This is a genomic window from Arthrobacter sp. SD76 (assembly GCF_049726125.1).
In the GTDB taxonomy this organism is placed as follows: Bacteria; Actinomycetota; Actinomycetes; order Actinomycetales; family Micrococcaceae; genus Arthrobacter; species Arthrobacter nitrophenolicus.
The window spans coordinates 1,839,219-1,865,230 of sequence record NZ_JBNBLR010000001.1 but is presented as its reverse complement, the minus strand read 5'-3'; the positions used below and the strand labels follow the sequence as shown (position 1 = coordinate 1,865,230).

At 67.7% G+C, this 26,012-nt stretch carries 19 protein-coding genes and 5 pseudogenes; 2 read left to right on the top strand and 22 right to left on the bottom strand.

Annotated features, from left to right (window positions below):
• Positions 1-20: 20 nt before the first annotated feature.
• From pyrF to pyrR, 7 genes and pseudogenes are all read right to left on the bottom strand, one after another.
• Complete coding sequence (gene pyrF, locus ACPEE0_RS09305; RefSeq protein WP_424574402.1) at positions 21-899, bottom strand: orotidine-5'-phosphate decarboxylase; 879 nt, start codon at positions 897-899, stop codon at positions 21-23.
• Positions 892-4,206 carry a carbamoyl-phosphate synthase large subunit gene (gene carB, locus ACPEE0_RS09300; RefSeq protein ID WP_354175975.1) on the bottom strand — a complete coding sequence of 1,105 codons (3,315 nt, stop codon included), beginning with the start codon at positions 4,204-4,206 and terminating at the stop codon, positions 892-894. Before carB ends, pyrF begins: the two co-directional genes overlap by 8 nt.
• Positions 4,206-5,519, bottom strand: a complete 1,314-nt coding sequence (gene carA / locus ACPEE0_RS09295; RefSeq protein ID WP_424575261.1) for a glutamine-hydrolyzing carbamoyl-phosphate synthase small subunit — start codon at positions 5,517-5,519, stop codon at positions 4,206-4,208. The genes carB and carA overlap by 1 nt, the downstream gene beginning before the upstream one ends.
• A 13-nt stretch (positions 5,520-5,532) precedes the next feature.
• Entirely contained in the window at positions 5,533-6,051 is a 519-nt protein-coding gene (locus ACPEE0_RS09290) for a hypothetical protein (RefSeq protein ID WP_424574401.1), read from the bottom strand.
• The gene (locus ACPEE0_RS09285) at positions 6,051-7,388 is read right to left on the bottom strand and encodes a dihydroorotase (protein ID WP_133347194.1); all 1,338 of its coding nucleotides are present in this window, start codon (positions 7,386-7,388) and stop codon (positions 6,051-6,053) included. Before ACPEE0_RS09285 ends, ACPEE0_RS09290 begins: the two co-directional genes overlap by 1 nt.
• Positions 7,388-8,410, bottom strand: coding sequence for an aspartate carbamoyltransferase catalytic subunit (locus tag ACPEE0_RS09280; protein WP_424574400.1), 1,023 nt, complete (start codon positions 8,408-8,410; stop codon positions 7,388-7,390). Before ACPEE0_RS09280 ends, ACPEE0_RS09285 begins: the two co-directional genes overlap by 1 nt.
• A pseudogene (pyrR, locus tag ACPEE0_RS09275) lies at positions 8,407-8,995 on the bottom strand (bifunctional pyr operon transcriptional regulator/uracil phosphoribosyltransferase PyrR). The gene ACPEE0_RS09280 and the pseudogene pyrR overlap by 4 nt, the downstream one beginning before the upstream one ends.
• 181 nt (positions 8,996-9,176) lie before the next feature.
• Here pyrR and ACPEE0_RS09270 point away from each other — a divergent pair.
• A complete protein-coding gene (locus ACPEE0_RS09270; RefSeq protein ID WP_424574399.1) occupies positions 9,177-10,454 on the top strand; it encodes a PrsW family intramembrane metalloprotease in 1,278 nt (425 codons plus the stop codon).
• Between the two features lie 42 nt (positions 10,455-10,496).
• Here the strand turns inward: ACPEE0_RS09270 and ACPEE0_RS09265 are convergent.
• The 15 genes and pseudogenes from ACPEE0_RS09265 to ACPEE0_RS09195 all read right to left on the bottom strand — a co-directional run bounded on the left by ACPEE0_RS09265 (position 10,497) and on the right by ACPEE0_RS09195 (position 25,249).
• Positions 10,497-11,530: pseudogene (locus ACPEE0_RS09265) on the bottom strand (AAA family ATPase).
• 182 nt (positions 11,531-11,712) lie between these two features.
• Positions 11,713-12,129, bottom strand: coding sequence for a transcription antitermination factor NusB (gene nusB / locus ACPEE0_RS09260; protein ID WP_424575260.1), 417 nt, complete (start codon positions 12,127-12,129; stop codon positions 11,713-11,715).
• Positions 12,122-12,685, bottom strand: a complete 564-nt coding sequence (gene efp, locus ACPEE0_RS09255) for an elongation factor P (protein ID WP_009357422.1) — start codon at positions 12,683-12,685, stop codon at positions 12,122-12,124. Before efp ends, nusB begins: the two co-directional genes overlap by 8 nt.
• Before the next feature lie 174 nt (positions 12,686-12,859).
• The gene (locus ACPEE0_RS09250; RefSeq protein WP_009357423.1) at positions 12,860-13,378 is read right to left on the bottom strand and encodes a tetratricopeptide repeat protein; all 519 of its coding nucleotides are present in this window, start codon (positions 13,376-13,378) and stop codon (positions 12,860-12,862) included.
• A complete protein-coding gene (gene aroB, locus ACPEE0_RS09245; protein WP_424574398.1) occupies positions 13,378-14,469 on the bottom strand; it encodes a 3-dehydroquinate synthase in 1,092 nt (363 codons plus the stop codon). The genes ACPEE0_RS09250 and aroB overlap by 1 nt, the downstream gene beginning before the upstream one ends.
• Positions 14,466-15,035: a shikimate kinase gene (locus ACPEE0_RS09240; RefSeq protein WP_009357425.1), complete on the bottom strand. Its 570-nt coding sequence runs from the start codon at positions 15,033-15,035 to the stop codon at positions 14,466-14,468. Before ACPEE0_RS09240 ends, aroB begins: the two co-directional genes overlap by 4 nt.
• Positions 15,035-16,234, bottom strand: a complete 1,200-nt coding sequence (aroC, locus tag ACPEE0_RS09235) for a chorismate synthase (RefSeq protein WP_035752338.1) — start codon at positions 16,232-16,234, stop codon at positions 15,035-15,037. Before aroC ends, ACPEE0_RS09240 begins: the two co-directional genes overlap by 1 nt.
• A 26-nt stretch (positions 16,235-16,260) precedes the next feature.
• Positions 16,261-17,120, bottom strand: a pseudogene (locus tag ACPEE0_RS09230) (shikimate dehydrogenase).
• On the bottom strand, positions 17,117-18,586 hold the full coding sequence (gene mltG, locus ACPEE0_RS09225; RefSeq protein WP_424574397.1) for an endolytic transglycosylase MltG: 1,470 nt from the start codon (positions 18,584-18,586) through the stop codon (positions 17,117-17,119). Before mltG ends, ACPEE0_RS09230 begins: the two are co-directional and overlap by 4 nt.
• Positions 18,587-18,859: 273 nt before the next feature.
• Complete coding sequence (gene ruvX, locus ACPEE0_RS09220; RefSeq protein ID WP_035752341.1) at positions 18,860-19,459, bottom strand: Holliday junction resolvase RuvX; 600 nt, start codon at positions 19,457-19,459, stop codon at positions 18,860-18,862.
• A 7-nt stretch (positions 19,460-19,466) separates the two neighbouring features.
• A pseudogene (gene alaS / locus ACPEE0_RS09215) lies at positions 19,467-22,143 on the bottom strand (alanine--tRNA ligase).
• 121 nt (positions 22,144-22,264) lie between these two features.
• Positions 22,265-22,473, bottom strand: a pseudogene (locus tag ACPEE0_RS09210) (hypothetical protein).
• Between the two features lie 36 nt (positions 22,474-22,509).
• Positions 22,510-22,884, bottom strand: coding sequence for a DUF948 domain-containing protein (locus ACPEE0_RS09205; RefSeq protein WP_009357430.1), 375 nt, complete (start codon positions 22,882-22,884; stop codon positions 22,510-22,512).
• Between the two features lie 144 nt (positions 22,885-23,028).
• Positions 23,029-23,655 (bottom strand): 30S ribosomal protein S4, encoded by a 627-nt coding sequence (rpsD, locus tag ACPEE0_RS09200; protein WP_009357431.1) that lies wholly within the window; start codon positions 23,653-23,655, stop codon positions 23,029-23,031.
• 115 nt (positions 23,656-23,770) lie between these two features.
• Positions 23,771-25,249, bottom strand: coding sequence for a replication-associated recombination protein A (locus ACPEE0_RS09195; RefSeq protein ID WP_424574396.1), 1,479 nt, complete (start codon positions 25,247-25,249; stop codon positions 23,771-23,773).
• Positions 25,250-25,313: 64 nt separating this feature from the next.
• On the opposite strand from ACPEE0_RS09195, the gene ACPEE0_RS09190 reads away from it, so the two are divergent.
• On the top strand, positions 25,314-25,985 hold the full coding sequence (locus ACPEE0_RS09190; protein WP_424574395.1) for an acVLRF1 family peptidyl-tRNA hydrolase: 672 nt from the start codon (positions 25,314-25,316) through the stop codon (positions 25,983-25,985).
• The last annotated feature ends 27 nt before the right edge of the window (positions 25,986-26,012 follow it).

The window sequence follows — 26,012 nt, the reverse complement described above, 5'->3', positions numbered from 1 at the left end:
GCATCCGGGCAAACGGAACGTTATTCGCCGCGCAGCCCGTCCAGCGTCCGCAGGGCCGCCTCCCGGAGGCCGCCGAGCCCCGGGCCCGCAGCCAGGATGTCCCGGCTTGAGGTCCCCAGCACCTGGGGGTAGGCCGTTCCGAACGTTGCCCGGAGATCTGCCGGGGTGGCCCCCTGGGCCCCCAGCCCGGGGGCGAGGATGGGACCCCGCACTGCCGCAAGATCCATCCCGAGGTCGGCCAGGGCGCTGCCCACTGTCGCGCCGACCACCAGTCCGACGGATCCGAGCGCACCGGGGTAGCGGGTGTTCTCGGCAGCAGCGGCCGAGGCAATCCGGCGGGCCACGGACTCCGCTCCCCCTACATGCTGGACGGACGGGCCCTCCGGGTTGGAGGTGAGGGCGAGGACGAAAACGCCGCGTCCGGTTTCCGCCGCAAGGTCCAGCGCCGGGCGGAGCGATTCAAAACCCAGGTAGGGGCTGAGCGTCACCGAGTCGGCCGCCAGGGGTGAGCCGTCGCGCAGCCAGGCGTCCGCGTAGGCGGCCATGGTGGATCCGATGTCCCCGCGCTTGGCGTCGGCAATCGTCAGTACCGACTCGTCGCGGGCGGCGGCCAGGAGCTCTTCCAGCACAGCCATGCCCGCCGAGCCGTGCCGCTCGAAGAGCGCCACCTGAGGCTTGACCGCGGCAGCGAGGGAAGCCACCGCCTCCAAAACGGTGAGCGAAAAACTCCTCAGCCCGGCGGCGTCGTCGTCCAGTCCCCAGCTCTTCAGCAGTGCGGGGTGCGGATCAATTCCGACGCAGAGGGGGCCACGGGCGGCCATGGCGGCACCCAGCCGGGAGCCGAATGACTCCCGGCCGGTGCCGGATACCTGCCCGGCGGCGGATACCTGCTCAGGCATTCTGCAGGGCCGCCTTCTGCGATTCAGCCAGGGCGGCGGCGTGCTCCTGCAGGCTGGTGACCGACCATTCGTAGGTGCGCATGGCCTCGATGGCCTGGACCGCGGCGTTGAACTCGGCCACCGTGGTGATGCAGGGAATGCCGATGGACGTGGCCGCGGCGCGCAGCTCGTAGCCGTCGCTGCGGGCCTCGCCGCCGGACGGCGTGTTGAAGACCATGTCGATCTCGCCGGCAACCACCAGGTCGGCGATGGTGCCCTCGCCTTCGGCGCTGCTGCCTTCGGCGACCTTGCGGACCGGCGTGGCCTGGATGCCGTTGCGGCGCAGGACATCGGCGGTGCCGCCGGTCGAGACGATTTCGAAACCGAGGTCCGAGAGCCGCTTGACGCCCATTATGACGGAGCGCTTGTCGCGGTTGGCCACGGAGACGAAGACCTTGCCCTCGGTGGGCAGCGCGTTGTTGGCGCCGGCCTGGCTCTTGGCGAAGGCGGTGTCGAAGTGCTTGTCGATGCCCATGACCTCGCCGGTGGAACGCATTTCCGGGCCGAGGAGGGAATCCACGACCTTGCCTTCGAGGGTCCGGAAGCGGCTGAAGGGCAGGACTGCTTCCTTGACGGCCACCGGCGCGTCCAGCGGCAGCGTGGATCCGTCGCCGGACTCGGGCAGCATCTTGTAGGCGCTGCGGAGCTGGTTGATGGTCACGCCGGTGCCGATCAGGGCCGCGGCCTTGGCCATCTGGACGCCCGTTGCCTTGGACACGAACGGAACCGTGCGGGATGCGCGGGGGTTGGCTTCGAGGACGTACAGGACGTCCGAGGCCAGCGCGAACTGGATGTTGATCAGCCCCCGCACGCCCACGCCTTCCGCGATGGCGCGGGTGGCGGTGCGCACGCGCTCGATGACGTTGCTGCCCAGCGTGATGGGCGGCAGGACGCAGGCGGAGTCGCCGGAGTGGATGCCGGCTTCCTCGATGTGCTCCATTATGCCGCCGAGGTACATGTCGGTGCCGTCGAAGAGGGCGTCGACGTCGATCTCGACGGCGTCCTCGAGGAAGCGGTCGATCAGGACCGGGTGGTCCGGGGTGATCTCGGTGGCGTTGGCGATGTAGCGGGAGAGGTTGGCTTCGTCGTAGACGATTTCCATGCCGCGGCCGCCCAGGACGTAGGACGGGCGGACCAGCACGGGGTAGCCGATTTCGTCGGCGATCTTCTTGGCGTCCTCGAAGGACACGGCGGTGCCGTTCTTCGGGGAGACGAGGCCTGCCTTGTCCAGGACCCGCGCGAACGCTCCGCGGTGCTCTGCCAGGTCGATGGCTTCCGGGGAGGTGCCGAGGATCGGAACCCCGGCGTCGGCGAGCTGCTGTGCGAGCTTCAGCGGGGTCTGGCCGCCGAGCTGGACAAACACGCCCATGACGCCGCCGGTCCGCTCCTCAGCCGCGATGACCTCCAGCACGTCCTCGAGCGTCAGCGGCTCGAAGTACAGGCGGGTGGAGATGTCGTAGTCGGTGGAGACGGTTTCCGGGTTGCAGTTGACCATGACGGTCTCGTAGCCGGCCTTGCGCAGTGCCATGGAGGCGTGCACGCAGGAATAGTCGAACTCGATGCCCTGGCCGATCCGGTTGGGCCCGGAGCCCAGGATGAGGATGGACGGCTTGGAGTGCAGGGCCACCTCGTCCTCTTCGTCGTACGCCGAGTAGTGGTACGGGGTGTAGGCGGCGAATTCGGCGGCGCAGGTGTCCACCGTCTTGTAGACCGGGCGGATGCCGAGGGCCTGGCGGACGCCGCGGACCACGGCCTCGGAGTTGTGCGTGAGCGATCCGATCTGCTCGTCCGAGAAGCCGTGGCGCTTGGCACGCTGCAGCATCTCCTTGGTGAGGGCGCCGGCCTGGCGGATCTCGCGGGAGATCTCGTTCAGCAGCTGGAGCTGGTCGAGGAACCACGGGTCGATCTTGGTGGCTTCGAACAGCTGCTCCACGGTGGCACCGCCCAGGAGGGCGCGCTGGACCTGGTGCAGGCGCTCCGTGGTGGGGCGCTTGGCCTTTTCGATGAGCTCGGCGACTTCCCATTCGGGGACGCTGCTGAAGTCCAGCTGCGAGCCCTTCTGCTCCAGGGAACGCAGGGCCTTCTGCAGGGCCTCGGTGAAGTTGCGGCCCATGGCCATCGCTTCGCCCACCGACTTCATGGTGGTGGTCAGCGTGTTGTCCGCTGCCGGGAACTTCTCGAACGCGAACCGGGGCACCTTGACCACGACGTAGTCGAGGGTGGGCTCGAAGGACGCGGGCGTCTTCTGGGTGATGTCGTTCGGGATCTCGTCCAGGGTGTAGCCGAGCGAGAGCTTGGTGGCGATCTTGGCGATGGCGAAGCCGGTGGCCTTGGACGCCAGGGCGGAGGACCGGGAAACCCGGGGGTTCATTTCGATGACCACCACGCGGCCCGTGGCGGGGTCGATGGCGAACTGGATGTTGCAGCCGCCGGTGTCCACGCCCACTTCGCGGATGACGGCGATGGCGACGTCGCGCAGCTTCTGGTACTCGCGGTCGGTCAGGGTCAGCGCGGGGGCCACGGTGATGGAGTCGCCGGTGTGGACGCCGACGGGATCGAAGTTCTCGATGGAGCAGACGACAACCACGTTGTCGTTCTTGTCCCGCATCATCTCGAGCTCGTATTCCTTCCAGCCGAGGATGCTCTCTTCGAGCAGGACCTCGCTGGTGGGGCTGTACTGCAGACCCTGGCCGACAATGCGGCGCAGGTCGTCCTCGTTGTAGGCCAGGCCGGAGCCCAGGCCGCCCATCGTGAAGGAGGGGCGGACAACCATCGGGTAGCCGAGGTCGCCGGCGGCCTCGAGCGCCTCGTCCATGGTGTGGATGATGTGGCTGCGGGCGGACTCAGCGCCGCAGCGCTCCACCACGCCCTTGAACTTTTCGCGGTCCTCGCCGAGCTCGATGGCGGCGATGTTGGCGCCGATGAGTTCCACGTTGTACTTCTCGAGCACGCCGTTCTTGTCCAGCGCGATAGCGGTGTTCAGCGCAGTCTGGCCGCCCAGGGTGGGCAGGACGGCGTCCGGACGCTCCTTGGCGATGATCTTCTCCACCACCTCGGGGGTGATGGGCTCGATGTAGGTGGCGTCCGCGAACTCGGGGTCGGTCATGATGGTGGCCGGGTTGGAGTTCACCAGGATGACCCGCAGGCCCTCCTCCTTGAGGACGCGCAGCGCCTGCGTGCCGGAGTAATCGAATTCGGCGGCCTGGCCGATGACGATGGGTCCGGATCCGATGACCAGGACGCTCTTCAGGTCTGTTCTCTTGGGCATTACTTCTTGTCCTCAGTCTTGTCGGTGCCCTGCTGGGCGGCGTCGCGGTCGATCGGGTTATGCACGGAGTCCACGGGTTCCTTGGACAGGTTGGCGGTGCGGCCGTCACGGGTGCCCGCCATCAGTTCGATGAAGCGGTCGAAGAGGTAGGCGGCGTCGTGCGGGCCGGCTGCGGCTTCGGGGTGGTACTGCACGGAGAACGCGGGGATGTCCAGGCAGGCGAGGCCTTCGACGACGTCGTCGTTGAGGCTGACGTGGCTGACCTCGACGCGCCCGTAGCGCTCCTCCGGAGCCTGGGTGGCGCCGTCGAGCGGTGCGTCCACGGCAAAGCCGTGGTTCTGGGAGGTGATCTCCACCTTGCCGGTGCGGCGGTCCATGACAGGCTGGTTGATGCCGCGGTGGCCGTAGCGGAGCTTGTAGGTGCCGAAGCCGAGCGCCCGGCCCAGGATCTGGTTGCCGAAGCAGATACCGAAGTAGGGCAGCTTTTCGTCCAGTACTGAGCGGAGCAGCTTGACCTGGGTTTCGGCGGTGGCGGGATCTCCGGGGCCGTTGGACATGAAGAAGCCGTCCGGGTTTACGGCCTTGACGTCCTCAAGGGTGGCGGTGGCGGGCAGGACGTGGACGCGGACGCCGCGTTCGGCGAAGCGGACCGGGGTCATGGCCTTGATGCCGAGGTCGATCGCGGCGATGGTGAAACGGGGGTCGCCGTCCCAGCCGTGGTCCTTGGGTTCCACGACGTACGCCTCATCCACGCTGACCTCCTCGGCCAGGCGGGCGCCTTCCATGGGCGCGCTGGCCAGGACGGCGTCAAGGAGTTCCTTGTCGGTTGCCTGGGCTGCCTCGCCGGAGAAGACGCCGGCCCGCATGGTTTTGTGCTCCCGCAGGTGGCGGGTGATGGCGCGGGTGTCCACGCCCTGGATGCCCACGATCCCCTGCTCCACCAGTTCCTCGTCGAGGGAGCGTTCGGACCGCCAGTTGGACGGCCGGCGTGCGGCGTCCCTGACGATGTAGCCCGCCACCCAGATGCGGCGGGACTCGGCGTCCTCGCTGTTGACGCCGGTGTTGCCGATGTGCGGGGCGGTCTGGACAACCAGCTGCCGGGCGTAGGAGGGGTCCGTGATGGTTTCCTGGTACCCGGTCATGCCGGTGGCGAAGACTGCTTCGCCCAGCGCCGTTCCGGTGGCGCCGTAGCTGGTTCCGCGGAAGATGCGGCCGTCTTCGAGGACGAGGGCTGCCGGAGCGGAGGTAGTTGCTGTCACTGTATTCGCTTTCACTGCTGGGTCTGTGGCTGCTGGTGTGTTTGCTGCGGGCATATCCGTCACTGTCTTACTTTCCACTGTTGGCGCCTGCGGCCGGGGCTGAGGAGATCAATTCCTGGAGTGCCGCGTAGAGCGTGTCCTTGTCCGCGGCGCGGCGGGTGCGGAACCCGGTGTCCAGCTCGTGGGAGCCGTGCAGCCAGGTCAGCACCAGCAGGCCGTCCTTCTCGACGAACTTTCCGGCCATCCCGTTGTCCTGCCGGACGCCGCCAAGCGCGGCGGCGGGAATGTACAGCGCCGGGGCGCCGGAACGGTCGAAGAGGACGCCGTGGGTGTACACCGAGAGGGTTGCGTTGGTGCGGATGCCAAGGCCGTGCACGGCGATCCGGTCCAGCCAGTCGCCGCCGGTGGTGGTAGCAACGTACTGGCCCTCGGCCGCGGTGATCGGCTCGCCGGGTGCCGGGGGCACGGGAGGCAGCTGTTCGACGTCGGACTGGCGCTTCAGGCGGTTCCGCCAGCCGATGGCGAGCAGGACGAAGACGACGGCGATGACCGCCAGCATCGCCAGTCCGGGGAGGATTTTGTCCATCAGGCGGCGCCTGCCGGAGCGGCTGCGTACGGGTAGGGGGTGTTCAGTTCGCCGTCCAGGACGGTGGGGTGCCCCTTGAAGAACGTGGCCACCACCTTGCCGGGCAGTTCGCGCCCCTTGAACGGCGAGTTCCGTCCCATGGTGGCCATCCGGTACGGGTCCACAGTCCAGCGTGCCGCGGGGTCCACCAGGATGACGTTGGCGGGCTCCCCTGCCTCCAGCGGACGGCCCTGGTCACCGAGGCGGCCGATCCTGGCAGGTGTGGTGGAGGTGACCCGGGCGAAGTCGGCCCAGCCCATTAGGCCGGTTTCGATCATGGTGTGCTGCACCACGGACAGGGCTGTTTCCAGTCCGGTCATGCCCATGGCTGCCTGCGCCCACTCGCATTCCTTGTGCTCGCTGGGGTGCGGCGCGTGGTCGGTACCCACGACGTCGATGGTCCCGTCGGCCAGCCCGGCACGCAAGGCCTGAACGTCCGCGTCGGTGCGCAGCGGCGGGTTGACCTTGAACACGGGATCGTAGCTGCGGACCAGGTCGTCCGTAAGCAGCAGGTGGTGCGGCGTGACCTCGGCGGTGACGTCGATCCCGCGTTCCTTGGCCCAGCGGATGATTTCCACCGATCCGGCGGTGGACACGTGGCAGACGTGCAGGCGCGAGCCGACGTGCTGGGCCAGCAGGACGTCGCGGGCGATGATGCTTTCCTCGGCGACCGCGGGCCATCCGGTCAGGCCCAGGACGGCTGAGACTTCGCCTTCGTTCATCTGGGCGCCGGCGGTGAGGCGGGGCTCCTGCGCGTGCTGGGCCACCACGCCGTCGAACGCCTTGACGTATTCCAGTGCGCGGCGCATCAGCACGGGGTCGTGGACGCAGATGCCGTCGTCGGAAAACATCCGGACCCGGGCACGGGAGTCTGCCATGGCACCGAGTTCGGCGAGCTGCTCGCCGGCGAGGCCCACGGTGACGGCACCGACGGGTCGCACATCCACCCAGCCGGCGGTCCGGCCGAGGGTGTAGACCTGCTCCACCACGCCGGCGGTGTCCGCAACGGGAGTGCTGTTCGCCATTGCGTGCACGGCGGTGTAGCCGCCCAGTGCCGCGGCGCGGGTTCCCGTTTCCACGGTCTCCGCGTCCTCCCGGCCCGGCTCACGGAGGTGCGTGTGCACATCAACCATGCCGGGCAGGGCCACCAGGCCGTTGGCGTCAATCACGGTGGCCCCGTCAGCGGACAGCCCCTTTCCGGTTTCGGCAATGATGCCGTCCCGGATCAGCAGATCTGCCGGTTCGCCGCCCAGGATCGAGGCTCCGCGGATCAGATAGGTTCCGGTGTTGCCTGCCATCAGTTGCTCTCCTTGGTCTGGGCGGTGCCGGCCGTGGCCAGGACCGGTTGGGCTGGTTCACGGGTGTCCCCGGAGAGCAGCAGGTACAGGGCGGCCATCCGCACGGACACGCCGTTGCGGACCTGGGCCAGGACAGTGGACCGGGGCGAATCGGCGGCAGCCGCGGAAATCTCCAGCCCGCGGTTCATGGGGCCCGGGTGCATGATGATGGTGTCCTTCATGCCGAGCCGGTCCAGCGCGCGCAGGCGGTTGTCGTCGAAGCCCCAGCGCCTCGAGTATTCCCGGGTGCTGGGGAAGAACGAGGCGTTCATCCGTTCACCCTGGACCCGGAGCATCATGACGGCGTCCACGCCCTGCGCCAGCGTGTCGTCCAGGTTGTAGCTGACCTTGCAGGGCCATTTTTCGACGCCGATGGGCAGCAGTGTGGGCGGCGCCACCAGCGTGACGTCGGCGCCGAGCGTGCGCAGGAGCCAGACGTTGGAGCGGGCCACCCGGGAATGCAGGACGTCGCCGGCGATGGCCACGCGCATCCCTTTCAAGTCGGCGCCCTCGGAGCCGGTGCCGGACAGCCGCGCCCAGTGCCGGCGCATGGTGAACGCGTCAAGCAGCGCCTGGGTGGGGTGCTCGTGGGTGCCGTCGCCGGCGTTGATGACGGCGGCGTCGATCCAGTCCGTCGCGGCCAGGCGATGGGGGGCGCCGGAGGCCCAGTGGCGGATGACGACGGCGTCCGCGCCCATCGCGGACAGGGTCTGGGCCGTGTCCTTCAGGGACTCGCCCTTGGACACTGATGATCCCTTGGCCGCGAAGTTGATGACATCCGCGGAGAGGCGCTTGGCGGCGGCTTCGAACGAGATGCGGGTGCGGGTGGAGTCTTCGAAGAAGAGGTTCACCACGGTGCGGCCGCGCAGCGCGGGCAGCTTCTTGACTTCGCGGTCGCCCACGGCCGCCATCTCTTCGGCGGTGTCCAGGATGCTGATGGCGTTGGAACGGCTAAGGTCCTGGGTGGAGAGCAGGTGCTTCACGAGCCGCCTTCGATCACTACTTCGTTGGTGGGGGCGCCGCCGGGGGGCGTGTCCGTTTCTTCGAGCCGGACCCGGACCTTCTCGGAGGAGGATGTGGGAAGGTTCTTGCCCACGTGGTCGGCGCGGATGGGCAGTTCACGGTGGCCGCGGTCGATCAGCACGGCCAGCCGGACGATGCGGGGACGGCCCAGGTCGATGAGTGCGTCCAGGGCGGCGCGGATGGTGCGGCCCGAATCGAGGACGTCGTCGATCAGGACCACGACTTTGTTGTCGATGCCGGTGCGTGGCAGTTTGGTGGGATAGGGCGGCCGGGTTCCCTGGTGGGAGAGGTCGTCACGGAACATGGTGACGTCGAGCTGGCCGACGATTGCCGCGGCATCAACAGAGCTGTCCGCGGCCGCGATTTTTTTCGGCGAGCCGGACTGCCAGCGGGTAGCCCCGGCGCGGGATGCCCAGCAGGACCAGGTCCTTGGACCCCTTGTTGGCCTCAAGGATCTCATGGGCGATACGAGTGAGCGCACGGTCAATGTCAGCCGAATTCAGGACTGTCCTGGCTGGAACCGGTGCGCTGGTGACAGAAGTCAACGCTCGTCTCCCCTTTCCCCGCCTCACAGGACGGAATTAAAAAAGGATCATGTGCGGTTCCAAAATTACCACACAGCGTTCCGCGGACCGGTGCCGGCGGAACGCGGCGATGGTCACATCCGGGGCCGCCGCGGGGTAAGGATCCTTGGACGGGCGGCACGGCACACCTAGGCTTTCGGGTATGTCGACGCATCCCCGCCAGCCATCGCCCGGGCGCCCTGAAGATCCCTACTCCGGCCCTGCCTCCCCGCTCCCCCGCCAGGCAAATCCGAGCTGGATGGGACACGTGCAGCCGGAGAACTACCGGCCGGCGCCGGGACACTACGGCGGGCCGGTGGAGGCGGTACTGCCGCCGCAGGTGCAGGGAACCGCGCTGCGGGCGGCACGGACCAGCGGCGGACTGCTTGGGCTGACGGTAGCCGGCGGCGCCCTCGCGTTCCTCAGCCTGTTCCTGGTGGTGCCCTTCCTGCTGTCCAATACGGGCACAGCCGGCTTCCTGATCGGGTTCCTGGCCTCGCTGCTGCCGCTCTCGGTGGTGCTGCTGGCCGTCTATGTCATCGACAAGTGGGAGCCCGAGCCGAAGCGGCTGCTCTTCTTCGCCTTCACGTGGGGCGCCGCGGTGTCCATCGCCGCCACCCTCCTGATCCAGCCCTTCTTCGTCCTGGCCTTCCAGTTTTCCGACATCCCGGACCTGCAGACCTACATGGCCACCGTCCAGGCGCCCATCGTGGAGGAATTCGCCAAGTCCCTGGGCCTGCTCCTGCTGCTCCTCCTTGCCCGGCGGCATTTCGACGGGCCGGTGGACGGGGTGGTGTTCGCGTTCACGATCGCCGGCGGGTTCGCATTCACCGAGAACATCCTCGATTTCGGCCGGGCCATCGCCGAATCGGCCAGCCCGGCCAGCGAGTTCGCCGAGGTGTTCTTCCTGCGGGGCGTGATGTCGCCCTTTGCCCATGCCATCTTCACTGGCACGACAGGGCTGATCATGGGTTTCGCTGCCCGGCGCTGGCATGCGGGGGCTTCCGTGGCGGCGTTCATTGTGGGGCTGCTGCCTGCCATGTTCCTGCATAACCGCTGGAACAGCATGGGCCAGGGTTTCCTGCTGGACTATGTCTTTGTCCAGGTGCCCATCTTCTTCCTGGCTGTGGCGGGGATCGTCCTGCTGCGCGTTGCCGAGAAGAGGCTGACGCGGCAGCGGCTGCTGGAATACTCCGCTGCCGGCTGGTTCACCCCGGCCGAGGTGGAACTCCTGGCCACGCTCGGGGGCCGCCGCACCGTGCTGAACTGGGCCGGCAGCTATGGCCGGAAACGGCAGATGAAGGAATTCCTGAAGGCGGCCACCCGGCTGGCCAACACCCGCCAGCGGATCCTCAGCGGCCGTGACGTCCCGCTGCACCAGGCTGAAGAGCGGCAGCAGCTGCAGCACATCCTGGCCCTCCGCGCAGCGGTGGCGTCGTAAAGGCCGGTACGAACACGGCGCCCAGGGCCAGCGGGCAGGCTGTCAGGCCAGCCAGCGCCACCAGCGTGACGGCCCGGGTCCGGCACCGGTTCCGGTTCCGGCGCTTCGCCCAGGGCCAGTGCGGCCTCGACGATGTCATCCGCAGTGAGCGTCATGACGGCCTCACGATCGAGCTCGTCGAGACTTAGTTCCTTGTCGCGCGAGAGCCTCAGCGCTTGGCGGTTGAGCGCCTGCTCGAACAGTGTGCGGGCGAACCGTGCGTTGCCGGAGTCCTCGCTCGCGTGCAGGCCGGTGAAGATGCGGCGCAGCATCTCGTCCGCCCCCGGCTCCAGCGTGTACTCATGCTGGGCCAGCATCTGGTGGAAGATCGTCTGGAGTGCCTCGACAGAGTAATCGGGAAACGTGATCTCGCGGGCGAACCGGGAGCGCAGGCCGGGGTTCGAGAGCAGGAAGGACTCCATCAGCCGCGGATACCCCGCCACGATCACCACCAGGCGGTGGCGGTGGTCCTCCATCCGCTTGAGCAGGACCTCGATCGCCTCGGGCCCGAAATCCATCCGGCCGTCCTCCGGGGCCAGCGCGTAGGCCTCATCGATGAACAAAACGCCGTCCAGCGCACGCCGGATCACCCGGTCTGTCTTGATGGCGGTCGCGCCGACATACTGCCCCACCAGGCCCGAACGGTCCACCTCGACCAGGTGGCCCTTCTGCAGCAGTCCGACCGCGCGGTACATCTCGGCCAGGAGCCGCGCCACGGTGGTCTTGCCCGTGCCCGGGTTTCCCAGGAACACCAGGTGCTGTGATGTGGCCACCTCCGGCAGGCCGTGCGCCTTACGGCGGGCCTGGACCTGGAGCAGTGCGACGAGGGCCCGGACCTGTTCCTTCACGGTCTCCAGTCCGACCAGCGCGTCGAGCTCGGCCTGCACCTCGGACAACGGACGGGCGGGCCCGGGCTTCGGGCCGATGAGATCACCGACGAGGTCGTCGACGCGCTCCGAACCGGGCAGCTTGAGCTGATCGGCCAGATGGCCGATGGTTTCGCGCAGGTCGTCGAGCGGATGGCGGCTGGGAGCCATGCATCCACTGTAGTACGCGATTCCCGGCCGCGGTTCAGCGCTGCCTCCGAGGCAACGAATTGCCCTTAAACAGGAAACTGCTCCCCGTCAGCCGGAACTGAATTTTCAGTCCAACTTTCGGGGAGCAGTTCACGCTGTTCGTGGGGGCCGGCCCGTAAGGCATGTTGAGCCTGGCGCGGCTGCTAGGCGAGCAGCGACGGCTTCAGCTGCTGCAGGCGGCCCAGGAGCCCGTTGATGAACTGGGGCGACTCATCGGTGGACAGCGTCTTGGCCAGCGCCACGGCCTCGCTGACCGCCACACCGTCCGGGACGTCGTCGTTGTAGAGCAGTTCCCAGGTGCCGATGCGCAGGATGGCCCGGTCCACGGAAGGCATCCGCTCCAGGCTCCAGCCCTGGGAATAGGTCTCCAGGAACTCGTCGATCGCGGCCTGCTGCGACACCACGCCCTCGACAATTTCCACGGTGTACGGATTGACGATCTGGTCAGTCTTTTCCCGGCGCGCCCGCAGGACGTCGAAGGGTGAGACCGAGCGCTGCTCGGCCTCGAAAAGAACATCCAGTGCCCTGCTGCGGGCTTTCCGCGTGCGCTCACTACTCAGAGACCCGGCCGAGGTAGCTGCCGTCGCGGGTGTCCACCTTGACCTTGGTGTTGTTCTCGATGAAGAGCGGGACCTGGATCTCGTAGCCGGTTTCCAGGGTGGCCGGCTTGGTGCCTGCCGAGGAGCGGTCGCCCTGCAGGCCCGGCTCGGTGTAGGTGATTTCCAGCACGACGCTCGGCGGCAGTTCGATGTACAGCGGGGTGCCGTCGTGGATGGCGATGTTGACCATCTGGTTCTCGAGCATGAAGTTGGTGGCGTCGCCAACGGTGGCTCCGGAGACCGTGATCTGGTCGTAGTCGGAGGTGTCCATGAACACGAAGTCGGCACCATCCTGGTAGAGGTACTGGTAGTCGCGGCGGTCCACGGTGGCGGTCTCGATCTTGAGGCCGGCGTTGAACGTCTTGTCCACAACCTTGCCGGACATCACGTTCCGCATCTTGGTCCGCACGAAGGCGCCACCCTTACCCGGCTTGACGTGCTGGAATTCGATGACGTTCCAGAGCTGGCCCTCGAGCTTAAGGACCGTTCCGTTCTTGATGTCGTTAGTGGTTGCCACTGGTTTCCTCTGGTTTCTCTGTCTGGCAGGTTGGTCAGACGTTCTATGCCGGCCGGGCAGGCCAGACGGCCCGCCGGCGCGTGTTTGTCAAAAATCGCGCGGTTCGGAAAAAATCCAAGAACCATTCTACCGGTAATCCGCCGGCAGGTTTCCCCGGAGCGGGGCGGGGGCAGTTCAGCAGGCCAGTTCCAGGACGTCCCGCGCCCGCTGGAGGGCCACCGTGGACGAGTAGATCAGGGCCGCGTCAGCCGATTCCGCCACCCGCAGGTCGAGTGCGCGGGTGAAGGATTCCACCGCCGCGGACGTCTGGCCTGCGCTGTACTGGGTCTTGCCCAGGAACTGCAGCACGAGTGCTTCGCGGGGTGTTCCCTGCACCTCGCTGAGGAGCTGGCGGAAGAGCTCAACCGCGCGGTCCGGGCGGTTGGAGACCCGGAGCACTTCGGCTTCGAAGGCGCGCAGCCGGAAGGACTCCGGATCCCGGAACCGTGCTTCAGCGAGAAGCTCGGCGGCTTCGGAGGCGTGGCCTTCCACCAGCAGGACAAAGATATGGTCCGCGGGGTCGGTGGACGCGGCCAGTGCTTCGCGGCAGGCATCCTCGTTCACGATTGCCGGCAGCAGTGTTTCCGGATTGATCCTGATCCCGGGGAAGCCGGCCTCCGGCCAGTCTGCTGTTCCCGTCATGCCGCCCGCCATCAGGAGGCAATCTCCTGGTAGGCGGCGAACAGGAGCGAGGTATCCGGAACGTCCAGGATTCCCGGCTTCGCCACTCCGTCGAGCACGACGAACCGCAGCAGGTCACCGCGCGATTTCTTGTCCCGGCGCATACCGTCCAGCAGGCCCTGCCACCGGTCGCGGCGGTACGTGACGGGCAGGCCCAGCCCTTCCAGGATGGTGCGGTGCCGGTCTGCGTCGGCGTCACTGAGCCGTCCCACGCTGCGCGCCAGTTCGGCGGCGAACATCATGCCCACGGACACGGCCGCGCCGTGCCGCCAGGAGTAGCGTTCCACCAGTTCGATGGCGTGGCCAAGGGTGTGCCCGTAGTTGAGGATCTCCCGCAGACCGGACTCCTTCAGGTCCTCGGAGACTACCTTTGCCTTGACGGCGATGGCCCGCTCGATCAGTTCCCGGATGGCCTCGGAGTGCGGGTCAACAACAGCCGCGGTGTCCCGCTCCACCAGGTCCAGGATGGCGCGATCGGCGATGAAGCCGCACTTGATGACCTCAGCCATGCCGGAAATGATTTCGTTCCTGGGCAGCGTGTCCAGGGTGTCCAGGTCGGCCAGGACCGCCGCCGGCGGGTGGAAGGCGCCCACCAGGTTCTTGCCCTCGGCGGTATTGATGCCGGTCTTCCCACCCACGGAGGCGTCCACCATGCCGAGCAGGCTGGTGGGCATGTGGATGACCTTTACCCCGCGCAGCCAGGTGGCAGCCACAAAGCCAGCCAGGTCAGTCACGGCACCGCCACCGACGGCCACAATGGCGTCGGAACGGGTGAAATCGTTCTGGCCAAGGACCTGCCAGCAGAAGGCGGCAACCTGGATGTGCTTGCCCTCTTCCGCGTCCGGGATTTCGGCTGTCAGGGCGGTGAAACCGGCCTCGGCCAGTTCGTCGCGGACCGTGTCCCCGGTGAGGCGCAGGGCGCGCGGGTGGATGACGAGCACGCGCCGGACACGCTCACCCAGCCGCCCGGGAAGTTCACCGAGCAGGCCCCGCCCTACGACGACGTCGTAATTGTCGGCGGCGGATTCACCGGTGACTTTGATCACTGTTGATGAAGTGTTCACTGTTCAACTTCCTGTTTGGCAGCTGCGTAGGTCCGCAGTGCTGCTTCGAGCCGTTCGCCCAGTTCGGCAACCGAACCGTGGCGAACGTCCAGGGTGATATCTGCAAGCCGTTCGTAGACGGGCTTGCGGGTGGCGAACATGGCCGTCCAGCGGCCCATGGCGTCCCCGGCCAGCAGCGGACGCCCGGAGTTGCGGGCGATGCGGCTGGCGACAGTTTCGGCATCGCATTCCAGGTACACCACGGTGCAGCGGCTGATCAGCTGCTGGGTTCCGGAGTCGAGGACTGCACCGCCGCCGAGTGAGATGACCGTCGCGGTTCCCTGCGCAGCTTCGACGGCGGCGGCGACTGTCCGGGCTTCGATTTCCCGGAAGGCATGCTCGCCGCGGCCGGCGAAGATCTCGGCGATGGAGCCGTGCCCGGCGACAATGACGGCGTCGGTGTCAACGAAGGGGGCATGGAGCTGCTGGGCCAGCTGCTGCCCGATGGCCGATTTGCCCACGGCCATGGGACCGATCAGGACAATCGGCCGGTCGCCGACTGGACCTGTATTGCTGCGGTGCGGCACTACTGGCCGATCGAGTCCAGGGACGCCGGAATGCTGTCCAGGTAACCCTTGATGTTGCGGGCGGTCTCGGCCACGGAGTCGCCGCCGAACTTCTCGGCGACGGCTTCGGCCAGGACCAGGGCCACCATGGCTTCGGCCACGACCCCTGCGGCGGGGACGGCACAGACGTCCGAGCGCTGGTGGTGCGCCTTCGCGGGCTCGCCGGTGCTGACGTCGATGGTCTTCAGGGCGCGGGGCACGGTGGCGATCGGCTTCATGGCAGCACGGACGCGCAGGACGTCGCCGATGCTCATGCCGCCTTCGATGCCGCCGGCGCGGTTGCTGGCGCGGACGATGCGGCCGGCGTCGTCGCGGACAATTTCGTCGTGGGCGGCTGAACCGCGGCGCGCGGCGGTGCGGAAGCCGTCACCGACCTCCACTCCCTTGATGGCCTGGATGCCCATGAGGGCCGCGGCGAGCCGGGAGTCGAGGCGGCGGTCCCAGTGCACGTAGCTGCCCAGTCCCGGGGGAAGGCCGTAGGCAAGGACTTCCACCACGCCACCAAGGGTTTCGCCTTCCTTGTGGGCGGCATCCACTTCGGCCACCATGGCGTCGGAGGTTTCGCGGTCGAAGCAGCGCAGCGGATCGGCGTCGAGAGCGATGACGTCGGCGGGTACAGGCAGCGGACGGCCTTCCGGAACCGTCACGCTGGCGATGGACACAGTGTGGCTGACCAGTTCGATCCCGAGGTGCTTGAGGAACCGCGCCGCGACGGTGCCCATGGCCACGCGCGTGGCGGTTTCGCGGGCGCTTGCTCGTTCCAGCACGGGACGTGCCTCGTCGAAGCCGTACTTCTGCATGCCGGTGAAGTCGGCGTGCCCCGGGCGGGGGCGGGTGAGCGGGGCGTTGCGGGCCTGGTCGGCGAGCAGTGCGGGGTCCACGGGGTCCGCGGACATGATCTGCTCCCACTTGGGCCATTCGGTATTGCCCACCTGGATGGCCACGGGGCCGCCCTGGGTGATGCCGTGGCGGACGCCACCGAGGATGGTGACAACGTCCTGCTCGAACTTCATGCGCGCGCCACGGCCGTAGCCCAGCCGGCGGCGTGCCAAGGAGTCTGCGATGTGCCCGCTGGTGATTTCCACACCGGCGGGGACGCCTTCAATAATTCCCATCAGAGCCGGACCATGGGATTCACCGGCAGTCAACCAACGCAACATATCTTCCATCCTGCCACGAGGGGCGGTTACAAAGCCCGTCGGGGAAGGCCGACTGAGGCGCACATCACATCTATGACGGCCGCATTGACGTCATCGCCGCGGCGGGTAAATAGGCGTACCTGTTCCACTGCCTGGTACAGCAGCATCTCGAGGCCGGGACCACGGTGCCGCCGCCCGTCTGCCACACCGAGGCAACCAGGCTGGGCCAGGGATCGTAGGCAACATCCAGCAGTACACCGGGGGTTGCGGTCTTCAGCTCCGCGATTTCGGACGCGAGGCCATCCGCGGCCCGCGGCGGCAGGGTGGAGATGACGACGTCGGCGGCTGCCGTGGGGTGCGCGGCGTCCGCCAGGCGGCGGATGTCCAGGTCCATCCCCAGGCTTGCGGCGGCGGAGCGTACCTCGCCCGTCCTGGAGGTGTCCCGGACGAAGACCTGGACGTGGTCCGTCCCAAGTTCCTTCAGCGCGGCGATGGCAGAGGCGGCTGTTCCGCCGCCGCCAAGGATGACGGCGGCAGGAGCTGTTCCCGTCCCTGCATGCCGGAGGGCGTTAACGATCCCGGCAACATCGGTGTTGGATCCCACGATCTTCCGGCCGCCGTCGTGGTCTTCGAAGGACACCGTGTTGACCACGCCCAGCGTCCGGGCCACGCCGCGCACCTCGTCCACCTCGTTAAGCATGGCCGTTTTCAGCGGCATGGTGACCGACAGTCCGCGCCAGCCGGGCTGGTCGCGGATCTGCCGCATCAGCGATGGCAGCAGCTCTTCTGTGACGTCGATGGCCGTGTAGCTGATCCCGATCCCCAGCCGCGTGTAGGCCGCGTGGTGCAGTGCCGGTGACTTCGAGTGGCTGATCGGGTGGCCGAGGACGGCAGCCCGCAGGCTCATGCGCAGCGGCCCGCGTTGGCCATGCACCACGCGTTGTACTGCTCAACGTAGACGTTGTGCTCCGCCAGGGTGCGGGAGAACTTGGTCTCCTTGGTGTCCAGGTTGATGGTCACCCAGTACAGGTAGTCATTGGTCTTGGGCCTCGCGGCGGCGTCGATGGCTGTCTTGCCGGGCGATCCAATGGGACCTGGCGGCAGTCCCGGATTGGCGTAGGTGTTGTACGGGTTGGACTTGTCCTGGCGCTGTTCGTCGGTGAAGTTGTAGCTCTTGGTGCCCAGGCCGTAGGTCACGGCGGAGTCCACTTGGAGGAAGCCGTTGGTCTGATCGTTGGGCTTCAGCCGGTTGTAGATGGCACCGGCCACATCGCCGTACTCGGCCTGGCCGCCCTCGGCCTGCACGATGCTGGCCACGATCACGGCCTCGTACTGCTTGGCCGGATCGGTGATTCCCTGCGACACAAGTTCGTCAGTTGTGATCTTGACGAGCGACTGGAGGATCTCCTTTGCCGGGGTCCCGAGGGGGAAGCGGTGCTCCCCCGGCGCCAGGTAGCCTTCCAGGTTCTTCGCGTTGGCGGGCAGCCCGAACTGTGCGGGCTGGTTGCTGAGTGCCTGCAGGTCCTGGATCGAGATCCCGGACCCCTCGGCGATCGCCTCCAGGGATTCGTTGACGCGCAGGCCGGCGCTCAGGGCGAAGTAGATGACCTTTGCCTTGTCCTGGCCAAGGAGGACATCCACGGCGTCGCTATTCTTCATTTCGGACCGGAAGGTGTAGTCGCCGGGCGACAGGGTCCCCCCCGAAGCCGCGAACGCCTGCAGGAAAGTGTCCGCGTTGGCCACCACGCCCTTGCTCTCAAGGTCGACAGCGACGGAGCGGGTGCCTTCGCCGTTGTCCACGGTTACCTGGACTTCCCCCGTTCCCGGGCCCGGGAAGTCGCTGGGCTTGTCGCTGCCGAGGAGGGGCTTGAGGAACTGTGCGCCGACGGCCACGGCAGTGACGAAAACGGCAAGGGTCAGGAAGAGTGCCAGCAGCCGGCGCCGGCGCCGGACCTTCTTGGAGGGCCTGGGCACTACCTGCGCCGCCGTGGAGCCGGCCAGCAGGCCGTGGTGGCCGCCGTCGTCATGGTGCTCGTCATCGTGGTGCCCGGCGTCATGGTGCCCGGCGTCATGGTGGATGCCGTGGTGGGCGTCGTCGGGGTGGACGTCATGGTGGTAAGCCTCGTCGTGGTAGGCCTGCCCGTGGTCCAGGTCGTCCCGGTAGCCCTGGTCTTCCCGGTAGCCGTGCGCGGGAACATGGACCTGGTTCAGGTGTTGGGTGGCGGGTGCATGCTGCCGGCCCACCAGCGCAGGCTCGTCATGGACGGCGTGCACGTCGTCCTCATGCACATCGTCCTCATGCACGGCGTCGCCGTGGTGTTCTGCGGGAGAGGCGTCCTGGATGGACGGAGGCATCGCGGGAGGAGCCGGCACCGGCTCTTCAACCTGGGCAGGTCCCGCCGCCTGCACCGGAGCGGCCGGCGCAGGAACAGCCGGCGGCGCAGGAACAGCGGGCGGGGCCGAAACAGCGGGAGGTTCGGCGGGCGGCGGCGGCACGTCATGCCCGGTCTCATACGCCTGCTCGGGAACAGTGCCCTGGCCGCCGGTGTTGAGGCTTTTTTTCCCGTGCCCGGATTTCCTTGCGGGTCAGCGGCCTCGCCGTCCCGCCGTCAAGCGGGCCGGAAGCGTCGTCAATGTTGGCAGGGCTCACTGTTGCCTTCCATTATCTGAAAATCGGGTCGTGTCCCCCGAAGTGCCGGGGACGGACGCGTCCACCCCGCCGGCACCCTGGTCCACGGACGGGGATGGCGCTGTCACGCGTGAGCCGACATCCGCTCCCCTGGCTTTCTGCATGTCGATGGCGTGCTGGAGAATCCCTGCCGCCGCGACCTGATCCACTACTTTACGGTGATTCCTGCTGCTCATGCCAGCTTCGTGGAGGTTGCGGTGGGCCGTGACGCTGCTGAGCCGCTCGTCCACGAGGTTGACCGGCACGTCCTGATTGCGGCCAGCCAGCTCGGCAACCAGCAGTTCCGCGTAGTCGCCGGCCATCCGCGCAGACGAGTGTTCCTCGCCTTTCATCGTCCTGGGGAGCCCGACAAAAACCTGGACGGCACCGAGCTCCTCCACCAGCCTCGCAATGAGCTTGACGTCGGAGTTCTTTTTCGCGTTCCGGTCCAGCGTCTTGTAGGGCGTGGCGAGGATCGAGTCCCGGTCGCAGATGGCCACCCCGACCCGGACGGTGCCGACGTCCACCCCCAGTTTCACGCCCTGGGGGTAGCCGCCGGCAGCTGCAGGATTGGTCATGGCAGTGTTAGCGCCGTTCGACGGCGTCGACGACGGCTGCCAGGGCGGCGCCCACCTTGCCGGCGTCGGTTCCGCCGCCCTGGGCGACGTCGTCCTTGCCGCCACCGCCACCGCCGAGGATCCCGGCAGCCACGCGCACCAGGGCACCTGCCTTCACGCCGGCGCCGCGCGCTGCCTCGTTGGTGGCCACCAGGATAACGGGACGGTCGTTGGCCACACCGGCCACGGCCACGGTGGCCGGGGCGGAGCCGAGCCTGTTCCGCAGGTCCAGGGCCAGGCCGCGCAGGTCGTCGGCGCCGCTGACCATGCCGGCGTCGTGGGCGATCACGCTGACACCGGCGGCGTCCCGGACGGTGTTGACCAGCTGGGCGGCCGCTGCCGCCAGCTGCTCCTTGCGCAGGCGCTCGAGTTCCTTCTCGGTCGCCTTGAGCTTGGCAAGGGTGGTGGCGATCCGGTCAGCCAGCTGCCCTGACGGAACCTTCAGCATCTCGGTGAGTTCCGTCACCAGGGCCCGCTCCGCGGCCAGGTGCCGGAAGGCGTCCATGCCAACGAAGGCCTCAACACGGCGGTTTCCCGAGCCGACGGACTGTTCGCCAAGCAGGGAAAGGCTGCCGATAAGGGACGTGTTGGCGACGTGGGTGCCGCCGCAGAGCTCGCGGGACCAGGCGCCGTCGATCTCCACAACGCGGACTTCGCTGCCGTAGTTCTCGCCGAAGAGCGCCATGGCGCCCATGGCCTTGGCTTCAGCCAGCGCCATCACCTTGGTTTCCACCGCGTAGTTGTTGCGGATGGCGAGGTTGGAGACTTCCTCGATTTCGGAGCGGGTGGCAGTGCTCAGGCCCTCGCCCAGGCGAAGTCGAAGCGCAGGTAGCCGGCCTTGTTGAAGGAACCGCGCTGGGTGGCTTCGGCCCCAGGATCTGGTGCAGGGCGGCGTGCACGATGTGCGTGGCCGTGTGCGCCTGCTCAGCGGCGTGGCGGCGTTCACGGTCGACGGCGGCGCGCACCAAGGCGTCGGCCGGGATTTCGCCCTCGCGGACGATCGCCTTGTGCACGCTCAGTCCCTTGACGGGGCGCTGGACGTCCAGGACCTCAACGACGAAGCCGTCACCGGTGATCAGGCCGGTGTCTGCCGCCTGGCCGCCTGCCTCGGCGTAGAACGGCGTCTCGCTGAGCACGAGCTCGATCTCATCGCCGGTGGCCGCGTGAGCCACCCGCTGCCCGCCGTGGATGATGCCACGGACCCGTGACTCGCCGTCGAGCTCGGTGTAGCCGGTGAAGACCGTTTCGCCTTCGCCGAGCAGTTCCTGGAACGCGGAGATGTCCGCGTGCCCGCCCTTCTTGGCCTTGGCGTCCGCCTGGGCACGCTTGCGCTGTTCCTGCATGAGGCTGCGGAATTCGGCCTCGTCAACCTTCAGCCCGGCCTCCTCGGCCATTTCCAGCGTCAGGTCGATCGGGAAGCCGTAGGTGTCGTGCAGGGTGAAGGCGTCCTCGCCGGAGAGCGGCTTGCCGGCGGCCTTGGACGCAACGACGGCTTCTTCCAGCCGTGCGGTGCCGGAGGCGATGGTGCGCAGGAAGGCCTTTTCTTCGGCGTAGGCGATCCGGCTGATCCGGTCGAAGTCGGTCTCCACCACCGGGTACACGCCCTTCATGGCGTCGCGGGACGCGGGCAGGAGTTCGGGCAGGCAGGCCTGCTCGACGCCGAGGAGCCGCATGGCGCGGACGGCGCGGCGGATGAGCCGGCGCAGGACGTAGCCGCGTCCCTCGTTGGACGGGACCACGCCGTCGGCGATCAGCATGAGGGCGGACCGGATGTGGTCGGCCACCACGCGCATGCGGACGTCGTCCGTGTGGTGCGGATCGTCATCGGACTCGGCGGAGGTGTACTCCTTGCCGGACAGTTCGGCTGCCTTGTCGATGACGGGACGGACCTGGTCGGTCTCGTACATGTTCTCGACGCCCTGCAGGATCATTGCCAGGCGTTCCATGCCCAGGCCGGTGTCGATGTTCTTCTTGGGCAGGTCGGCGACGATGTCGAAGTCCACCTTCGAGCGGACGTTGTCGATCTGGTACTGCATGAACACAAGGTTCCAGATCTCGACGTAGCGGTTGTCGTCCGCTTCGGGGCCGCCCTCCACGCCGTAGGCGGGGCCGCGGTCGTAGTAGATCTCCGAGCAGGGACCTGCCGGGCCGGGCTGGCCGGTGTGCCAGTAGTTGTCCGACTTGCCCATCTTCTGGATGCGCTCTGCGGGGACGCCCGTGTTCTTCAGCCACAGGTCCTTCGCCTCGTCGTCCTCCTCGTAGACCGTGACCCAAAGGCGCTCGGGCTCAAGGCCGTACCCGCCGTCGTCAACGCTGCTGGTAAGCAGCTCCCAGGCGTACTTGATGGCGTCTTCCTTGAAGTAGTCGCCAAAGGAGAAGTTGCCGCACATCTGGAAGAACGTGCCGTGCCGGGCGGTCTTGCCCACTTCCTCGATATCGCCGGTGCGGATGCACTTCTGCACGCTGGTGGCGCGGGAGTAGGGGGCTTCTTCCCGGGCGGTGAGGTAAGGAATGAACGGCACCATGCCGGCAACCGTGAACAGCAGCGAGGGGTCGCTGGAGACCAGCGACGCGGAGGGAACCGCCGTGTGGCCCTTGCTGACAAAAAAGTCCACCCAGCGCTTTGTGATCTCCTGCGACTTCATGAGCTGTTTACTTACCCTTCTTGGTCCGCGCACCGGCGCGGATAGTTCGTTCAGTTGGCAGGAGTCCGGGGACGGACCCTGCCGGTGTTGTTCCGGCCGGCGACGGCCGGTTGCCTGCCGGTCAGTGGCGGGCGGCTTCGGCCTCGACGCCCAGGGCGGCGCGAAGGTCCGTTTCCCGTTCGCGCATGCCGTCGCGGACGGCGTCGGCGAATTCGTACACGCCGTCAGCCAGCCGGCCGACCGCGCGGTCGAGGCCTTCCGGCCCAGGCTGGACTGCGCTTCACTTACTTTGCGGAAGGCGATGATCCCGATCGCGACGCCGATTCCCATCCAGACAAGTCGTTTCATTTCCGGTTCTTTCTGGATCTAGCGGCTGCGGCGGCCGGCAGCGGGCTTCTTGCGGTTGGACAGCGCGGTGCGCACACCGTAGCTGAACGCCGCCACCTTGATGAGCGGCGACCCTACCGTGGCGGCAACCAGGGAGGACAGCGCGGAGAGGTTCGCGGACGCGTCGGAGACGTTGGACGAGATGCCGTCCACCTTCTTGAGCTGCTGGTTGGTGGTGGAGACCGTGGCGGTGACCTCATCCATCAGGGGCGTGGCGCCGTCGCTGATGGACCTGATGGCCGTCCGCACCTCGTCAAACACCTTCCCAAGTTTCAGGATGGGCACGGCAAGCAGCAGCACCAGGAGCGCAAATACCCCGGCAGCGATCAGGCCGGCGATATCGCCACCAGACATAGACGTTCATCTCCTCGAATTCTGTGGTTTGGTCCATCTTGCGCGCGCCCAGGAAGCGCGTTCTTGCAGATGTCCCCCAAGTACCTTACATACAAAGAAGCCCGCGGCGCTTGCCACGGGCTTCTTTGGATACGCTGCTTGGGATTAGCGTGCGTAGAATTCGACGACGAGCTGCTCTTCGCAGGTCACCGGGATTTCGGAGCGCTTGGGGCGGCGGACCAGGCGGGCCTGCAGTGCCTCGAGCTTGACGTCCAGGTAAGCGGGGACGGCAGGCAGGACGTCGCGGTGGGCGCCGGCTGCTGCGACCTGGAGCGGAACCATGGTTTCGCTGCGGCTGTGGACGTGGACCAGCTGGCCCTCGCCGACGCGGAACGACGGACGGTCAACGCGGACGCCGTCAACCATGATGTGGCGGTGCACAACCAGCTGGCGGGCCTGGGCGATGGTGCGGGCGAAGCCGGCACGCAGGACCAGGGCGTCAAGGCGCATTTCGAGCAGTTCGATGAGGTTCTCACCGGTCAGGCCCTTGGTGCGGCGGGCCTCTTCGAAGGCACGGGTCATCTGTGCTTCGCGGATGCCGTACTGGGCGCGCAGGCGCTGCTTTTCGCGCAGACGTACGGCGTAGTCGGAGTCCTGCTTCTTGCGGGCACGGCCATGCTCACCGGGGCCGTACGGGCGGCGCTCCATGTACTTGGCGGCCTTGGGGGTCAGAGCGATGCCGAGGGACCGCGAGAGGCGGGCCTGACGGCGAGCACGAGTGTTGTTAGCCACTTGTGTCCTTCCAATATCTGCGGTGTGTCAGTGTTACTGGCCTCCACGATGGAGAGCATCGGCCAACCGCTGCCTTTTGCTACTGGGCACAGGGCATAACCTACTCGAAGGAAATTCAAGGGGATTGTGCGTCCGTGCCTTGCCAGACAAACATCCATCCTACCATGGGCGACTTCCCCCGGACAATCCGCCGCAGGCGCTCCAGCCGCACCGCGATGTCCCGCTCGGCACCGTTGCCCGTCGGCCGGTAGTAGTCCTTCCCCACCAGGTCATCCGGCGGGTATTGCTGGGTGGCCACCGCGTGCGGTGCGTCATGGGCGTACTTGTAGCCCAGGCCGTGGCCCAGCTGCTTGGAACCGGGGTAGTGCGAGTCGCGCAAATGCGCCGGGATGCCGTTGCCCATGCCTGCACGGACGTCGGCGATGGCCTGGTTGATGCCCATGTAGGCGGCATTGGACTTCGGCGCCGTGGCAAGGTGGACCACCGCCTCCGCAAGGATAATCCTGCCTTCGGGCATGCCGATGAGCTGGACCGCCTGCGCCGCGGCAACGGCTGTCTGCAGCGCGGTGGGATCGGCCATGCCCACGTCCTCCGCGGCGGAGATCACGATCCGCCGGGCGACGAAGCGCGGGTCCTCCCCCGCCTCGAGCATCCGGGCCAGGTAGTGCAGCGCGGCGTCGACGTCGGATCCCCTGATGGATTTGATGAAGGCGCTGGCGACGTCGTAGTGCTGGTCGCCGGCACGGTCGTAGCGGACGGCTGCCACGTCCAGCGCCCGCTCGGTGTGCTTGAGTTCCACCTTCACCGGGCCGTCGCCGGCGGCGTCATCGGCATCGCCGAAGGCCACGCCCGCAGCCGCCTCCAGGGCGGTCAGTGCGCGCCGGGCGTCGCCGCCGGACAGCCGGACCAGGTGGGCCAGCGCCTCTTCATCGAGCTCGGCCTTGCCGTCCAGGCCGCGAGGATCCTGCACCGCCCGGACCAGGAGCCCTTCGATGTCGGCGTCGGTGAGCGGCTTGAGGGTCAGCAGCAGCGAGCGTGACAGCAGCGGGGAGACCACCGAGAACGACGGGTTTTCCGTGGTGGCGGCCACCAGGACCACCCAGCGGTTCTCGACGCCGGGAAGCAGCGCGTCCTGCTGGGCCTTGTTGAAGCGGTGGATCTCGTCCAGGAACAGGACGGTGGTGGTCTTGTAGAGGTCGCGGGCGGTGAGGGCCTCGTCCATCACCCGGCGGACGTCCTTGACCCCGGCGGTGATGGCTGAGAGCTCCACGAACTTCCGGCCCGGACCGCGGGCGATGACATGCGCCAGGGTGGTTTTTCCGGTGCCCGGCGGCCCCCAGAGGATCAGTGAACTGGGTCCTGCAGGGCCGGACGTGTCCGCTCCGGCCCCGGCAGCGAGCTGGCGCAGGGGCGAGCCCTGGCCCAGGAGGTGCTGCTGGCCGACTACTTCATCGAGGGTGCGGGGACGCATCCGGACGGCGAGCGGACCGCGCGGGGAGGCACTGCCCGCTCCCCCGGCACTCCGGCGTGCGGCAGGCGCACCGTCGTCGCCGTCGTCGTCGTTGCCCGGCCCGTGCCCGAAGAGATCTTCCACATAGATAGGCTACTTGGACCCGCCCGGCTTTCCCGCCGCCAGCCATCTCCCGAAGGATGCCGCCATGACAGCACAGAACTCCCCCGGCGTCAGGCCCCTGTCCGTCCGGACCGCCTTCGTGCCGGGGAACCGCGTTGCCGGCTGGGCTGAGCGGTTCGGTGCGTCCCATGGCGGGTACCGTCTCTCGGACGACGACGACGGGCTGCGGCTGGTGGCGGGCGACGGCGCCTCCGCACTGCTCCAGGCACCCTGGCCGGCGGACGGGCGGCCGGGCCGCGGCGCCGACGCTTTGGAACGGCTGGCCAGCCTCGCGGCGCAGCCGCGGCGGCTTGGCCTGCTCCTGGTCAGGCGCGGCGGGTACGGCATCGGCGTCGCGGCGGAAGGGGATTTGCTGGCTTCCAAGGCCGGAACCCGGTACGTCCAGGGCAGGACAGCCGCAGGGGGCCAGTCGCAGCAGAGGTTTGCCCGGCGCAGGTCCAACGAGGCGGATGCGCTGGTGGAAGCGGTGGCGCAGCAGGCCGCGGAGGTGTTCGGCCCGGAAGCCTTCGAGTATGTGGTCCCCGGCGGCGACCGGGCCCTGGCTGACCTGGTCCTCGGGCACCCTGCCTTGAGGGACTACGCGCGCCTGCCCCGGCTGCCCTACCTCGACGTCTCCGACCCGCGGCTGGCCGTGCTGAGGAAGGCGGCCGCGGACGCCTGCTCCGTAAAGGTGCAGGTGACGGACGCCCCGCCGTAGGCCAGTTCCGCCGCCGATTCGACGGTT